Here is a 15,042-nt window from a genome sequence, read left to right on the forward strand (position 1 = left end):
TACAGTATGTTAAGAATATTATATATCATAATCATCCTAATATCTATCACTTTAGGCTAGTAAATAAATAAAATATACTGTTAATACTTCAAAAAATGTCTTGTTTTTTATGCATTTTCATTTCAATCCTATAAAATGTTAGAAATAGGGCTTAAAGCTACATAACCTTAAGCCCTATACATTTACATCTGAACTTTTTTTCTTGCTTCTATTACTTTTTCAGCAACCATAGATGGAGCCTCCTCATAACGAGCAAAAGACATCTTAAATTCTCCTCTTGCCTGCGTTAAGGACCTCAAATCGGTAGCGTACTTAGCCATTTCAGCCTGAGGCACCTCCGCTGTTACTACTTCCATCTCTCCTTTAGACTCCATCCCCAGTATGCGGCCTCTTCTTTTATTTAAATCTCCAATGACATCTCCCATATACTCCTCAGGAACTGTTACTTCCACATGCATTATGGGCTCCAACAAGACTGGCTTTGCCTCCTCCATTCCTTTTTTAAACGCTATGGATGCAGCCACCTTAAACGCCATTTCAGATGAATCTACAGGATGATAAGAGCCATCCAAAAGAGTAGCCTTTATATTTACAACGGGATACCTAGCGAGTACACCTTCTTTTATGCATTCTCTAAGCCCTTTTTCAACTGCAGGAATATACTGCTTTGGAACAGCGCCACCGAATATTTTATCTTCAAATTTAAATTCTCCTTCTTTGTAGGGTTCAAATTCTATCCAAACATGACCATACTGTCCATGCCCGCCAGTTTGCTTTTTGTGTTTGCCTTCCACCTTCGATTTGCCTTTGATTGTTTCCCTATAAGGTATTATGGGCTCTGTAAGAACGCATTCTACGCCAAATTTGCTTTGCAATTTTTTAGATAATACCTCTATATGCTGCTCACCCATGCCATAAACTATAACCTGTCCTGTTTCCACATTCTTCTCGACTTTAAATGTCTGATCTTCTTCCTGAAGCCTCTGCAGTCCATTACTAATCTTATCTTCATCACCTTTCGCTTTTGGCTCGATTGCCAATGCTAGAGTTGGTTCAGGAAATGAAATCGGTCCAAACTCTACCTGATTTGCCGGATCGCATAGGGTATCACCTGTCATGGTAAATTGTAATTTTGCACATGCTCCAATATCGCCAGCAACAAGCTTTGAAACAGGCATCTGTTTCTTCCCTCTCAGTATATAAAGCTGACCAATTTTTTCATTTGCTTTCTTTGTACCGTTAAATACAGTTGAATCAGATGTAATAGAGCCAGATAGCACTCTGAAGATTGACAACTTGCCAACAAATGGATCTGCTATCGTCTTAAATACAAATGCTGAATACGGCTTATATACATCAGATACAACGCCAAATTTATTGACCTCATCAGGTGATGGTAAAACATCTGTCATTATATTTAATAATACATCAATACCTATATTTTTTAAGCTTGAACCACAGATAACCGGGAAAATATCCCTGATTTTTACTCCTTCTTTTAATCCATGAAGAAGTTCATCCTTTGAAAGTTCTTCTCCTGCAAAAAACTTTTCCATCAATGCCTCATCATTCTCAGCAATATCCTCTATAAGTTCCTCCCTGAATTTTTGTGCATTTTTTTCCATATCTTTAGGCACATCAGCTTCTTCAATTCCTTTTTGATTGTAAACGTATGCTTTATTTGCGATAAGGTCTACATAACCGGTGAAACTGTGTTCACTTCCTATTGGAAGCGTCATCGGTACAACTTTGTTTCCAAATTTATCTCTTAACTGGTTTAATGTCTTATAATAATCAGCATTTTCTCTATCCATCTTATTTATAAATATTACTGTTGGAAGATTTTCCTCTTCTAATATGTGAAACGATTTTTCAGTGCCGACTTCGACTCCTGAGGCGGCACAAACAACTAATACAGCACTATCGGCAGCTTTTAAACCGCTTATGACTTCGCCAAAAAAATCAAAATATCCTGGTGTGTCAAGAACATTTAACTTGTAATCTTTCCATTCAACCGGAATTACAGAAGTAGATATTGAAAATTGTCTCGAAATTTCCTCAGGATCATAATCAGATACTGTTGTTCCGTCTTCTACGCGCCCAATCCTATCTATGGCTTTTGCATTGTACAGTAATGCTTCTGTCAGCGTCGTCTTTCCAGCTCCACCGTGCGAAACCAATCCAACATTTCTTATTTGTTGCGTTTTATAATCTTTCATATATATCCCCCTATCTTATTGCTTTAATATTATAATTCTATATACATTTAAAATTTCCTTTTTATATTTAAAAATTTTTTTAAAAAACCTCTGGTATATTATTATATTACCAGAGGTTTTCAATCATTCACCAATTATATCGTATAAAATTTTTCTTGACGCATCTTCAATTTCGTCAGGTGTCGACATGTTCAAAACCATTTCTGTAAACTCTTTTGCTTTCTCGTAAGATACATTTCGTATTATGTTCTTTATATTTGGTATAGAGCTTGCACTCATTGAAAATTCATCAAGACCCAGTCCCAAAAGAATAACTGTTGTAAAGGGATCACCAGCCATTTCACCGCACATAGCAGTAAATATTCCTTCTTTGTGGGATGCATCTATTACATTTTTAATAAGTCTGAGAATTGCAGGATTAAACGGCTTATAGTAATCCTTTATTCTTTCATTCATTCTATCAACTGCTAGCGTATACTGGCACAAATCGTTTGTCCCTATGCTGAAGAAGTCTACCTCTTTCGCTAATATATCAGCGGTTACGGCTGCAGACGGTATCTCCACCATTATGCCAACTTTTATATTTTTATCGTATTTTATGCCTTTTGCATCCAGTTCTTCTTTTACTTCATTCAAAATCGCATTTGCTTTTCTGACTTCAACAACAGAAGAAATCATAGGATACATTATCAAGATGTTTCCATAGGCACTAGCTCTAAGAAGCGCCCTAAGCTGTGTTTTAAACATCTCTTTTTCATCAAGGCAAAGCCTTATTGCTCTATAGCCTAAAAACGGATTCATTTCATCAGGCATATTTAGATAAGGTAATTTTTTATCGCCGCCGATGTCTAGTGTCCTTATTGTAACAGGTTTTCCATTCATCTTCTCAGCTACATATTTATACGCTTCAAACTGTTCTTCTTCACTTGGAAAATCATTTCTGTTCATGTACAAAAATTCAGTTCTAAATAAGCCTATACCTTCCGCTCCATTTTTCAAAGCGCCATCTACATCTTTAGGTGTACCGATATTTGCAACTAGCATAGATTGTTTTCCATCTGTCGTCACGGCAGGCAGATCTTTAAGTTCTTTTAACTTTTCAATTCTAATTTTGTATTTATTTAATTTATCTTCATATTCTTTAAGAATATCGTCGCTTGGATTTATTATCACTATGCCTTCGCTTCCATCCACAATAGCAGTCTCACCGCCAACTACATTCTGTGTGATATTTCCAGTGCCAACTACTGCTGGTATCTCTAAAGAACGAGCCATAATTGCTGTATGTGATGTCCTGCCGCCAACATCCGTAGCAAACCCCAATACTTTATCTTTTTTCATAGTGGCTGTATCTGATGGCGTCAAATCTTTAGCAATTATTATCACATCTTCATCCAGCTCCGATAAATTCACATTTACTATACCCAGAAGATTATTTATTATCCTGCTTCCTACATCTCTTAAATCAACAGCTCGCTCTTTTAGGTACTTGTCATCTAAAGATTCCATCATAGAAGCGTGCTGTTCTATTACATGGTTTACCGCATTATCAGCTGTCACATATTCATTTTTAATCATCCTTATTACAGAGTCATAAAGCTCTGGGTCATTTGCCAGCATAAGATGTGCCTCAAAAATCTCAGCTTTATCTTTGCCAAACTCCCTTTCTGTCTTCTCTTTTATTTTCTCTATTTGTTCCTTTGTTAATTTTAGTGCATTTTCAAATTTTGCGATTTCATCTTTTACCATAGATTCATCGATATTTTGAGTATTGATTTCGGCAAACTTCTTTGTGTACAAAAAAACCTTGCCTATTGCAATACCCGGTGATGCCGCAACACCTTTTAACATGTTTTTTCCTCCTCATTAGACTTTAATAGATATTATAGCATAATAACAACGTAAATTTAAGCGTTTTTAATATTATAGCCATTAAATGCGCTAATATCAATTATTGCCCGCCTACAGCAAATAGTTGATTATTAAAAAAATAGTGCCACTTAACAAATATTGTTATAAATCTATCAATTTCATCCCACCTTTACAATTTATAATATCATAAAAATTAAATTTATTCATCTTACTTAATTCTATTATACTATAAATCCATCATATAATGTATAAATGCCGGCTTTCACCGGCATTTATTATGAATCTTTTTCCATATCATCAATATTTTCTTCATTGTGACTATATAATTCAAAAATAGATTTTTCTGCTTCGTAGCACAGTGAAATAACTTCTTCCGTAAATGCATTTACAACCTTTGCTCTATATTCCCTACTAAATATAAATTTTAATATCTCCACTTTGAATTCCTCCTCAACTTATCATTTATCATTGTCCCCACTCAAAATGAAGATATTATGAAGATTTTTATTTATATTTCATATACTGCAACTCTGTCTCTACCTTTTGTTTTGCAGCCAGCGTAAAGGGCCCTATCAGCATGACTTATAAGCTTTTCAGCCGACTCCGCTTTATTAGGATAGTCAGCAACCCCGGCACTCACTGTTATAGTGATATCGCCTACATCAGTCTTTATTGGTTTCGATGACACCTCATATCTAATTCTTTCTGCTATGACGCAGGCTTGTTCTGCTGTAAGATTCGGCAATATCACAGAAAATTCTTCACCGCCATACCTTGCAACAATGTCATTACTCCTTACACATCTTTTTATCCTGGATGCTATCTCCCGCAATACAGCATCGCCAATCACATGGCCATATGTATCATTTATATTCTTAAATTTATCTACATCTAACATTATAAGACTGACTGGAGTCTTATCAGCAGCCGATTTTGTTACGCTGTCATGCAATACCTGATCGAAAAACCTCCTATTGTAAGTTTTAGTCAAAGGATCAGTAATCGATTTTTTACTTATTTCAAAATACCTCATTGCATTCATTATAGCTATCGAAGATTGCTCTGCCAGTGCTTCCATTATTTTGAGAGAATCTACGTCAAATGCATTAATTTCATTTTGAAAAGCCGAAATACAGCCTATTATTTTATCTGCATTTTTAATAGGAACTACAATTGCAGAATCATAATGTTCAGAAATATTGCTGTCAAAATAATGCTTATCACGTTTTAAATTATCTATTATTGCTGGTTTTCCTTCATATACAACCCTTCCAATAAGCCCTTCATTATACGTATATACATCTTTAAAAGCATTTTTTGCTTCATCAGAACATTTAATCTTCTCTTTTACTAAAAATCCATTTTCATCCTTTAAATAGATGGCAATACCTGAAACAGTCACAACTTTTTCTGTTTCATAGACAATTGCTTCCAAAGTCTTACCTAGATCTAATTTTGAATTGATAATCTTAACCATCTCATAAAGAGCATTAAGCTTTTGATTTGCTTTATAAAGATCTCTAAAAGCTTTGATAAAATAAGCTAATAAAATCAAAGGTATCACATGATAAATAAATATATATGTCCCATATTTTAAATACACATTTGCGAAAAATATAGCAAAAGGAATCATTACAAAATAAGAAACCAGCTCTAATATAGAACTTTCAGCCCAATACTTTTTAAATAACACTTTCCCTTGAAACTTCAATGCATAATACAATATAAAATAATTTATGACAAAGCTAGCTAGAACATATATTATTATATATTTTAATTGATTGAAAGAAAATCGCCCAAATTCCCCACCCAAAAACTCATAAGCATGTCCAGCAGCTATATAAGTTATCGAAAACATAGCCCCGTTTAGAAATCCATTTTTGATTTTTTTCCTGAAAAATATTGTTTCGATCATAATCGACAAAACAGCTAAAAGCGTAGATGATTCTGTACCGTATATCAAGAAAGAAGATATAGTAATCACAGGGCTTATAGATAGTTTAATATCTGTATAATTGATTCCTAAATTATCAAGAATAATCATGACAATTAGCAATAGAGAAAATAATTTTATATCTATTCTTAAACCATATCTTATGCAGGAAAATATCAACAGTGAAAAACCCACCGCAATTAAAAGTGAATCAAATATTACTTCCTTTTTTTTCAACATTTTTAACCCCTCTTGATTTAATTAATGTGTTATTCGACATAAATTAAAAAAATCCTTCATTGTTAATAAACAAAATTTTATACACAAATGAAATTATATCATACCTATCATTCATAATATGTCGTTTTTTGAGATGAAGAAAAAAAATCTCCCAAAATCGGGAGATTTTTTGGTTATCTTTATTTAACCGCATTTTGAATAACCACAATTTTTGCAGACAACACATCCACCTTCATGTTCTATTTCGTTGCCACATTCAGGGCAAAAGTGTTCTTGCTGCGTATCATAGGTATATGCCGCTTGAGAAATTGCATCATCATTTTTATAATTGCTACTGTTTATGGGTACATCAATTGGGGCAAAATTTTCTTCTTCTTCTTCGACTTTTAATTTCATCACTTTTTCAATGACTTTTGCTATAGCATCCGGACACGAAAGAACTTTGATTTCTTTATTATTTGCCATCTGCCTTAAAGTAGAATGGCATCTTATACCTTTTAATTGCTCAACAATCGACTTGGCATCTAGTCCAGATCTTAACGCAATAGATATCAATCTACTTGTAGCCTCTGATTGTGACGGACAACCACCAGCTCGTCCTAAATTAGTAAACACTTCACATATTCCTTTGTCATCGTAATTCACAGTTATATACAGATTTCCACAGCCAATTCTCACCTTTTCAGTGATGCCTTTTGTGACAGGCGGCCTAGGCCTTGGCACGATTTGATTCTCTTCTGCATTACCTTTTATATCTTCTTTCACGTCTTCTTTTTTATCTTTCTTTATACCCAAATTCAACACCTGAGAATCACGGCTTCCATCACGATAAATAGTGACACCTTTAAGCCCTAATCTATATGCAAGCTCATAGACTTCTCTTACATCATCAACTGTTGCATCATGTCTAAAATTAACTGTTTTTGATACCGCATTATCAACATGCTTTTGAAAAGCTGCTTGCATCCTTATATGCCAAACAGGGTCGATATCATGAGCAGTCACAAATACTTTTTTTACATCATCAGGAATGCTATCAATTCCCTTTAAGGTTCCTTGTTCTGCTATCTTTTTCATCAATTCGTCTGAGTAAAAGCCTCTTTTTAAAGCAACCTCTTTAAAGATAGGGTTTACTTCCACCAGTTGAGTATTGTCCATTACATTTCTTGTCATAGCTATGGCAAATAAAGGCTCAATTCCACTGGACGTCCCTGCAATTATAGATATTGTACCTGTAGGTGCTATCGTTGTAGTTGTCGCATTCCTGAGCTTAATGTTTTTATCCTTGTATATGCTTTTATCGTAGTACTTAAAAACGCCTCTCTTTTTTGCAAGTTCCATTGATGCCTTTTTAGACTCTTCATCGATGAATTTCATTAATTTATCGGCAAATTCTACAGCTTCTTCTGAATTGTACGGTATATTTAGCATAAGAAGCATATCAGCAAAGCCCATCACTCCTAAGCCTATTTTTCTAGTACCCTTAGTCATCTCGTCTATCTGTGGCAGTGGATATTTATTTGCATCAATGACATTGTCAAGAAAATGTACAGCGTTGTGTACGGTATCCCTTAATTTTTCATAATCTACTTCGTACTTGCCATCCACCAATTTTAACATATTCTTCAAATTTATAGAGCCCAAGTTACAGGATTCATATGGTAAAAGTGGTTGTTCGCCACAATTATGGATAATTATACCATTAGCATCAAATGAATTAATCCTAGGTACCTGTACATCATAAACATCTTCAAATCCGCTTTCTTTAACATCTAAAACTCTTGCTACAAACCGTTCTTGATGAGAACCCTTTTTATATGATGATAAAAGAGTTATTAATCTATGCATTTTTTTAAGATCTTGGAAACCTATCCGTTTTGCATAAATCTCTATATTATCGCCGCTAATACATAACTCATGTTGTGGCTTTATTTTATATTCTTTTAGGCCTCCTTTTCCATCAGGCATTAGTTTCATAGAAGCTTTTCTCCTGTTAACATATATCTTACTTACAATGCCTAAACGCAACAACATTCTTTGCACCGCTTTTAAAAGATCTAAATCGCTCTGCGCAAGTCGTATACTTGCACCTTTTTCTGGGCTACCTTGCACAGAAGCATCACAATCAAAAAGTCCCTTAATAAAACCTATGTAAGCATCCGACGACATTTTTTCTAATTCAGGAGTTACTGTTTTAAATCCATTGTGCATTCCCATTTTAAGCGCCAAGTCTCTTAATGATGCTAATTTTAGCCTGTATTCATTTCGCCCTTTTATTTCCATCCACCCTGCAAAATCTCTGCGATGCGGCAGTCTCATTGTGCAATCCAAAGCATATTGCATAACATTATCAACGCCACAATTATTCACATCTCCTACAGCTTTTCCTTCTTTCCAAACGGAAAGTATTGCAGTATCTCTTTTAAGAACACCATCACCGACTAGTAGTCCTAATAGATATCCATCTCCTTCGTCAAGCTCCCCTGACCACCCAATTAAATTTCTGTTATTATTAAGAATAATTTTATCTCCAGGTTTTAGTTCTATCGCAGAAACCCATTCAGTTTTCATTTCATTTAAGCTACTATCTACAGCTTTTAATATTTTGTGATCATCTGTTAATCTTATAGAGTAACCTTCAATCGTCTCAACTAAAACAATATGTTTATGACCCGTTTTAAAGAAACCTTCATTTGTAGTTCTATAGAACCTGCCATTTATAACAGCTTCAAAAGGCTTACCAATTAAATCATTTACTTGCTTTGGCCCTTCTGTAGTCATTACCCAAGTATCCCCTGTGACACATGGGTTAGTTGACTCAATTTCACCTATTGCCGGTGTCGGATTTTTTTCGTTTATACGGTCTAAAAAAACGATTCCCGGCTCACCATTTTTCCAAGCCATTTCAACGATAAGCTTAAATACTTCTCTCGCATTAAGCTTACTTACAACTTTTTTTGTATGAGGATCTACCAGTTCGTAGTCATCGCCCTTTTCAACTGCTTTCATAAAATCCTCTGTTATTCCGACGCTTATATTAAAATTGGTTATTTCATTGTTGTCCTGCTTACATTGAATAAACTCAAGAATATCAGGATGGTCTATCCTTAATATGCCCATATTGGCACCACGGCGTGTACCACCCTGTTTCACAGCTTCCGTCGCAGAATTAAACACCTTCATAAAGCTTACAGGACCAGATGCGACACCGCCTGTAGACTTGACAGTAGCTCCCTTTGGCCTCAGCCTCGAAAAGCTGAATCCAGTGCCACCACCGCTCTTATGAATGATAGCAGCATATTTTACAGCATCAAATATCTCTTCCATAGAATCCCCAACAGGAAGCACGAAACACGCTGAAAGCTGTCCTAATGGCCTTCCTGCGTTCATAAGTGTAGGAGAATTAGGCAAAAAATCTAGATTTGTCATCATATCATAAAATTTATTTTTAAGCTCTTCAATGTTTGCGTTGCTATCGTATTTTTTGTCAATCTCAGAAATAGACTTAGCAACTCTTTCAAAAAGTTCCTCAACAGTCTCAACAACACGTCCATTCTCGTCTTTAGCAAGGTATCTTCTCTCAAGAACCTTCTTAGAGTTTTCAGTCAAATTCATCGTAAACCTCTCCTTATATGTATTTAACTACAATATTTTGTATACCGATAAGGTTAATTATACATCTTATTGTGTATTCAGACAAATCCGCTGTCATTTAGTTTTTCTGTCAATTTGTCATGATTTTTCTTCATATCTTAGATTTCCAAATCTTTATATCGTCATACGAAAATTTAATTTAATATGTCATAAAAAATTCCCGGAATTACCGGGACATCATTTCCATAAGTTCATTTACAATGTCTTTATCATATTCTCCATTGATATAGCCTCTTCTATAACTATTGTCACCTTTTGCCACAAGTTCTTTTATAACTTTAGGCCTTTCTATCCATGTACCTACAACTTTGAAAGAATCGTCCAGAAAAACAAACGTTGGTATCTTTGCTTTTCCATCCTCATAAAATGGTTCCATTTCTTCCTCATAGCCTTCTCTTTTCAATATCTTAAAATCAATCTTTGCTACATCACATAGTTTTGCCATGATAGGCACGCTTACTTGACAGTCTGGACACCAATTCTCCGCAAAAGCCAATACATAACGAACTTTGCTTTTAAAATTAACTGCAGTTCCATCAAAGGCTATATTATCGTACCTGCTTTTCAATCTCTCTGTAATCTCATTATTCTCGCTTTTAACAAACTCACTAAAACTTACACCATTGTAAAATAGCTGCTTTAGATCCATAATACATCACCTTTCCCACAATTTATCTATTGAAAAGTGAACCTATAACCGTTTTTGCACTGGATATGGTCATTCCTAGCAAACTACCGCTTCTTGTCATTATCTCATCCAAAGCATCTACAACTCTATCAATCTGCTCTTTAGTCACAATAAGCGGTGGTTCAAACCTTATTACATTTGGGTTGTTAAGTGTGTATGCTGTTATTATGCGATGTTTATTTTGAAGTTCTCCAGCAACTAATGAACCTAAGTACTCATTTGATAATTTTGATACAACACCGCCAGATAATTTATCAATTATTCCGCCTTCTGGCTGGTTAAATTCAACGCCTATCATGAGGCCCTTTCCTCTCACATCCTTGATGAGCTTATGCTTTTCCTTCAACTCTTTTAATCTGCTTAAGAAATATTCGCCTTTTTCTTTTGCCGCCTCTGGAAGATTTTTATCTAAAATAAGTTTTATGGCAGTTATGCCGGCCGCACATGCCAAAGTATTGCCGCCAAATGTTGACGTGTGTAAAAGACATCTGTCCATCGTGCCATAGCCTTTCTTCCATACATCATCTTTGGCAATATAGGCGCCAATCGGCATCACACCGCCTCCCAGCGATTTTGCCAAGCACATGATATCAGGCACCACATTTTCATGTTCGCAAGCAAACATCTTGCCGGTCCTTCCAAATCCTGTCTGAACTTCATCAAATATGAGATATGCATCATACTTTGTTGTAAGCTCCCTAACTTCTTTTAAATATCCATCATGTGGCACGATAACGCCGCCTTCACCTTGTATAGGTTCTACTATAAACGCCGCTACATCCTTCCCTTTCAAGACATCTTCCAGCGCATCAGCATCTCCGTATTCCACCTGCACAGTATCAGGAACAAGCGGTTTAAAATACTTTTGATATTTTTCACGCCCTGTAACAGACAGCGCACCTGCCGACTTCCCATGGAAAGAATTTTTACAGTACACTATTTTATGCTTTCCCGACGCAATTTTTGCAAGTTTTAAAGCTCCTTCAACTGCCTCAGCACCGCTGTTACAGAAAAAACTCCTTTTCAAATCACCCGGGGTAACCAACGCTAAATCATATGCCAACGCACCAGGAAAATCGTTCACAGCAGCTTGAAGTATATTTGGTAGATCTTTCACCTTTTCTATCGCTTCATATATTTCATCAGGATTATGTCCAAGGTTTAATGCACCGTAGCCACCGAGAAAATCTAAGTACTCATTGCCATCACTGTCCCATACCGAGACACCTTTTGCCTTTACAAACAGTTTATCAAACTGCAGCATTGATAGCATTGAGACAAAATTAGAATTAACATACTCTTTATAGTTTTCCCTAACTTGATTTCTGTTTAGTTTAAGCGCATCATCACACGTTATGTATTTTTGATCCTCTTTCATAAAAAACATCCTTTCTTCAATTTAAACTAACTATTGTCAGTATAAATTTAATTTATTAATGAAAAATATAATTGAACACCAATAAATCATTTGGAGGTGTTTTTGATGTCAATCAGAAAGAGCCACTGGACAAATGTCAAAGGAAACCGAGTGGAATTCGCTGCTGACATCTACAAGTGGGAAACAAGGCACTTTAAACGTGAAGCAAAATCGCAAAAAGCCCAGTACAGATCCCACAATCACGGCATAAGCAAAGATATAAAAAGACCTATGCACGACAAAGTCACATGAGGGAGATAAATCTCTCCCTCTTTCAATTGTGCTGGTGATGATGACAACAATCATCATGGCAAGAATCTTCATCTACAAATTCTATGTTGTCAAGTTGCTGTTTTACCCTCTCTCTTATTTCCTTAATATATTCTCTCCTTAATTTAGACTGTTCTAACTTTTCTTCATCTGTCAGTCCTTCACTTTTCGACTTATGGTACAAAAAATTTATTCTATCTATCATCTCTTTTGTAATCATATATTCACCTCAATCATTAATTAATAATTATATTATATGACTTTTTTGAAAAAAACAAAAGGCGAGTAATACCCGCCTATATCTTTTTTATTAAGTTTATTAAGTAAAAATTTGGAAATAAATTATTTAAAATCTAATCTCAACTTCCCTCTTTATATCGACAAAGTTTTCTTTCACATCGCAGCAGAATGCATATGCTTCAACACCTGCATCGACAGCATCTTTTAATGCAGATGCAAACTTTTTATCTGTCTTTACATTAGGCGTAAAGTACAGTACGTCGTCCATCTGCACAAGAAAAATGACCGCCGCCCTCATGCCGCTTTCTTTTACCTTTTTAAGTTCCAGCATGTGCTTTGCCCCTCTTTCGGTAGGTGCATCAGGAAACATTACAACACCATCTTCCTCAAGGGTGACGCCTTTCACTTCTATGAAAAAAACCTCATCTTTCTTTGAAAGCTTTATATCGAATTTGCTGTTTTCATATGTCTTTTCCTTTTCTATCAAATCGTATCCGTGAAACTGTTTTAATCTGCCTCTCAAAATATTATCCAGCACAACTTTATTAGGCACTTGTGAATCTATGGATATTAACCTTGAACCTTTATACACAAACTCTAACTCATATAGAGTTTTCCGTTCCTTGCCTTCTCGCTTTTCCAGCACAACAGTTGCACCCGGCACAAACAATTCTTTACATCTGCCTGTATTGGGCACATGCGTAAGGATTACCTCTCCGTCAATTTCAACATAGGCCAAAAATCTGTTTATCCTCTTTACGAATTTACCTTTAATAATCGGATTTTCTATAACCATTAAAAAGTCTACCTTCCAAAATTATTTTTCAAAGTCTTTAATATCCACTTCTGCAAAATTTGTAGGAGTCTCCCACAACTTAATCTTGTAAAGATGATATCTTTCTGTCTTTAAACGAGTCTCCAGTCTTTCCCACATCCATACAATAATATTCTCACATGTAGTGTTAAATCCTAAAACATCATTTAAGTACGTATGATCTAATTTTTTAACCACTTCATTTTCTACAATTGACTTTAACTCAGCAAAATCAATAAGTATCCCCTCGTCATTAACAACGCCTTCTACAGTTACTTCTAGTTTATACGTATGACCATGTAAATTTTCGCATTTACCATTGTATTTTGTCAAATTGTGAGCACTGTCAAAAGTAAATACTTTTGTTACCTTCACTTCTACACCACCTTATACCAATCCATTTTATAAAGTTTCACACCTTCTTTGTCCGGCAGCATTTCTATTATACGCGATAATTTTACTCCATCATTCGTGATGTTGGGATCAATATCATTAAGTGGCACAAGTACAAACGCTCTCTCCCACATTCTCTCATGAGGTATTTTTAAATCATCATCATTTATAGTTACATCACCATACAACAGTATATCTATATCAATTGTACGGGGTCCCCATCTTATAACCCTCTCTCTTCCAAGCTCTTTTTCTACCGTATTTATAATTTTAAGAAGCTCACGGGGCTTAAGTTTCGTCTTTGCCTGTACCACCGCATTTAAAAATCGGCCTTGTTCTTTATATCCAACAGGTTCTGTCTCATAAATAGGAGATACTTTTTCTATGATAACTGAATTCTTTGCAAGCTTAATAAGTGCACTTTTTAAGTATCCTTCCCGGTCTCCCACATTTGAGCCAATCGATATGTATATATCCGTCATCTTACCATCGCATCCGTCATCTTGGCAACCCGCGCCATCTCTTTGACATCGTGCATTCTCACGATATCAGCACCTTTAGATATGCCTATCGCTACTGTCGCAGCAGTGCCCTCAACTCTCTCATTGACATCAAGGTTCAAAACATGGCCTATCATAGACTTTCTGGATGTCCCTAGCAATATTGGAAATCCTAAAACCTTTAGTTCGTCAAGCCTTTTCATCAATGTCAAATTGTGCTCTAAAGTTTTTCCAAAACCTATACCTGGATCAATCATTATATTTTCCTCTTTTATACCTGCTTTCAACGCTATATCAATGCTTTTTTCTAAAAAGCTTATGACATCTTTCAAAACATCGTCGTATTCTGCAACATCTTTATTGTGCATGATTACAATACCTGCGCCATAATCAGCCACAACTTTCGCCATATCGGGATCTCTTTGCAAGCCCCAAATGTCATTTATAATGTGCGCTCCATTTTTAAGCGATTCTTCTGCTACTTTAGATTTCATCGTATCAACTGAAACTATAGTATTTACTTCTTGCAATTTCTTTACAATGTCGTTTATACGTCTAAGTTCTTCTTCAGCTGTCACAGGTTTATAGCCGGGCCTTGATGATTCACCACCAACATCTATGATGTCAGCTCCATCTTCAATCATCTTTAAGGCTCTTTCCATGCCTTTCTCTAGCGTATTGTACTTCCCACCATCTGAGAAGGAATCAGGTGTCATGTTTAATATTCCCATTATATAAGTCCTCTTGCCTATTTCAATTTCCTTATCTCTCACCTTTAACAAGCCAGTCATTTATACCATCC

The 15,042-nt window shown here is 35.5% G+C and carries 13 protein-coding genes; 1 reads left to right on the forward strand and 12 read right to left on the reverse strand.

Annotation, left to right across the window (positions count from 1 at the left end):
• Positions 1 to 182: 182 nt before the first annotated feature.
• From fusA to Q2T46_RS06845, 7 genes are all read right to left on the reverse strand, one after another.
• A complete protein-coding gene (gene fusA, locus Q2T46_RS06815) occupies positions 183 to 2,219 on the reverse strand; it encodes an elongation factor G (RefSeq protein ID WP_303263686.1) in 2,037 nt (678 codons plus the stop codon).
• A gap of 123 nt (positions 2,220 to 2,342) precedes the next feature.
• Positions 2,343 to 4,070: a phosphoenolpyruvate--protein phosphotransferase gene (gene ptsP, locus Q2T46_RS06820; RefSeq protein ID WP_303263685.1), complete on the reverse strand. Its 1,728-nt coding sequence runs from the start codon at positions 4,068 to 4,070 to the stop codon at positions 2,343 to 2,345.
• Positions 4,071 to 4,366: 296 nt separating this feature from the next.
• Positions 4,367 to 4,528, reverse strand: coding sequence for a hypothetical protein (locus Q2T46_RS06825; RefSeq protein ID WP_303263683.1), 162 nt, complete (start codon positions 4,526 to 4,528; stop codon positions 4,367 to 4,369).
• Between the two features lie 71 nt (positions 4,529 to 4,599).
• Complete coding sequence (locus tag Q2T46_RS06830; protein ID WP_303263682.1) at positions 4,600 to 6,264, reverse strand: sensor domain-containing diguanylate cyclase; 1,665 nt, start codon at positions 6,262 to 6,264, stop codon at positions 4,600 to 4,602.
• A 183-nt stretch (positions 6,265 to 6,447) separates the two neighbouring features.
• Positions 6,448 to 9,879, reverse strand: coding sequence for an adenosylcobalamin-dependent ribonucleoside-diphosphate reductase (locus Q2T46_RS06835; RefSeq protein ID WP_303263681.1), 3,432 nt, complete (start codon positions 9,877 to 9,879; stop codon positions 6,448 to 6,450).
• A gap of 205 nt (positions 9,880 to 10,084) precedes the next feature.
• Entirely contained in the window at positions 10,085 to 10,567 is a 483-nt protein-coding gene (locus Q2T46_RS06840) for a thioredoxin family protein (protein WP_303263680.1), read from the reverse strand.
• Between the two features lie 22 nt (positions 10,568 to 10,589).
• Complete coding sequence (locus Q2T46_RS06845; protein WP_303263679.1) at positions 10,590 to 11,984, reverse strand: aspartate aminotransferase family protein; 1,395 nt, start codon at positions 11,982 to 11,984, stop codon at positions 10,590 to 10,592.
• A gap of 105 nt (positions 11,985 to 12,089) precedes the next feature.
• Between Q2T46_RS06845 and Q2T46_RS06850 the strand changes: the two genes are divergently transcribed.
• The gene (locus Q2T46_RS06850) at positions 12,090 to 12,275 is read left to right on the forward strand and encodes a hypothetical protein (RefSeq protein WP_303263678.1); all 186 of its coding nucleotides are present in this window, start codon (positions 12,090 to 12,092) and stop codon (positions 12,273 to 12,275) included.
• Between the two features lie 22 nt (positions 12,276 to 12,297).
• Here Q2T46_RS06850 and Q2T46_RS06855 read toward each other — a convergent pair whose 3' ends face one another.
• From Q2T46_RS06855 to folP, 5 genes are all read right to left on the reverse strand, one after another.
• Positions 12,298 to 12,513: a DUF896 domain-containing protein gene (locus Q2T46_RS06855; protein WP_303263677.1), complete on the reverse strand. Its 216-nt coding sequence runs from the start codon at positions 12,511 to 12,513 to the stop codon at positions 12,298 to 12,300.
• Positions 12,514 to 12,639: 126 nt separating this feature from the next.
• A complete protein-coding gene (gene sfsA, locus Q2T46_RS06860; RefSeq protein WP_303263676.1) occupies positions 12,640 to 13,329 on the reverse strand; it encodes a DNA/RNA nuclease SfsA in 690 nt (229 codons plus the stop codon).
• 21 nt (positions 13,330 to 13,350) lie between these two features.
• On the reverse strand, positions 13,351 to 13,722 hold the full coding sequence (queD, locus tag Q2T46_RS06865) for a 6-carboxytetrahydropterin synthase QueD (RefSeq protein ID WP_303263674.1): 372 nt from the start codon (positions 13,720 to 13,722) through the stop codon (positions 13,351 to 13,353).
• 2 nt (positions 13,723 to 13,724) lie between these two features.
• Positions 13,725 to 14,222: a 2-amino-4-hydroxy-6-hydroxymethyldihydropteridine diphosphokinase gene (gene folK, locus Q2T46_RS06870; RefSeq protein ID WP_303263673.1), complete on the reverse strand. Its 498-nt coding sequence runs from the start codon at positions 14,220 to 14,222 to the stop codon at positions 13,725 to 13,727.
• Positions 14,219 to 15,031, reverse strand: coding sequence for a dihydropteroate synthase (folP, locus tag Q2T46_RS06875; RefSeq protein WP_303263672.1), 813 nt, complete (start codon positions 15,029 to 15,031; stop codon positions 14,219 to 14,221). Before folP ends, folK begins: the two co-directional genes overlap by 4 nt.
• Positions 15,032 to 15,042 lie beyond the last annotated feature (11 nt).

The organism is Thermoanaerobacterium sp. CMT5567-10 (assembly GCF_030534315.2).
Lineage (GTDB): Bacteria > Bacillota > Thermoanaerobacteria > Thermoanaerobacterales > Thermoanaerobacteraceae > Thermoanaerobacterium.

What these genes read in the sequence shown, in the direction of transcription:
- ptsP (WP_303263685.1), bottom strand. Translation starts at nt 4,070, where the DNA reads ATGTTAAAAGGTGTTGCGGCATCACCGGGTATTGCAATAGGCAAGGTT.
- Q2T46_RS06835 (WP_303263681.1), bottom strand. Translation starts at nt 9,879, where the DNA reads ATGAATTTGACTGAAAACTCTAAGAAGGTTCTTGAGAGAAGATACCTT.
- Q2T46_RS06850 (WP_303263678.1), top strand. Translation starts at nt 12,090, where the DNA reads ATGTCAATCAGAAAGAGCCACTGGACAAATGTCAAAGGAAACCGAGTG.
- Q2T46_RS06830 (WP_303263682.1), bottom strand. Translation starts at nt 6,264, where the DNA reads ATGTTGAAAAAAAAGGAAGTAATATTTGATTCACTTTTAATTGCGGTG.
- fusA (WP_303263686.1), bottom strand. Translation starts at nt 2,219, where the DNA reads ATGAAAGATTATAAAACGCAACAAATAAGAAATGTTGGATTGGTTTCG.
- Q2T46_RS06845 (WP_303263679.1), bottom strand. Translation starts at nt 11,984, where the DNA reads ATGAAAGAGGATCAAAAATACATAACGTGTGATGATGCGCTTAAACTA.
- Q2T46_RS06840 (WP_303263680.1), bottom strand. Translation starts at nt 10,567, where the DNA reads ATGGATCTAAAGCAGCTATTTTACAATGGTGTAAGTTTTAGTGAGTTT.
- folK (WP_303263673.1), bottom strand. Translation starts at nt 14,222, where the DNA reads ATGACGGATATATACATATCGATTGGCTCAAATGTGGGAGACCGGGAA.
- Q2T46_RS06855 (WP_303263677.1), bottom strand. Translation starts at nt 12,513, where the DNA reads ATGATTACAAAAGAGATGATAGATAGAATAAATTTTTTGTACCATAAG.
- folP (WP_303263672.1), bottom strand. Translation starts at nt 15,031, where the DNA reads ATGACTGGCTTGTTAAAGGTGAGAGATAAGGAAATTGAAATAGGCAAG.
- sfsA (WP_303263676.1), bottom strand. Translation starts at nt 13,329, where the DNA reads ATGGTTATAGAAAATCCGATTATTAAAGGTAAATTCGTAAAGAGGATA.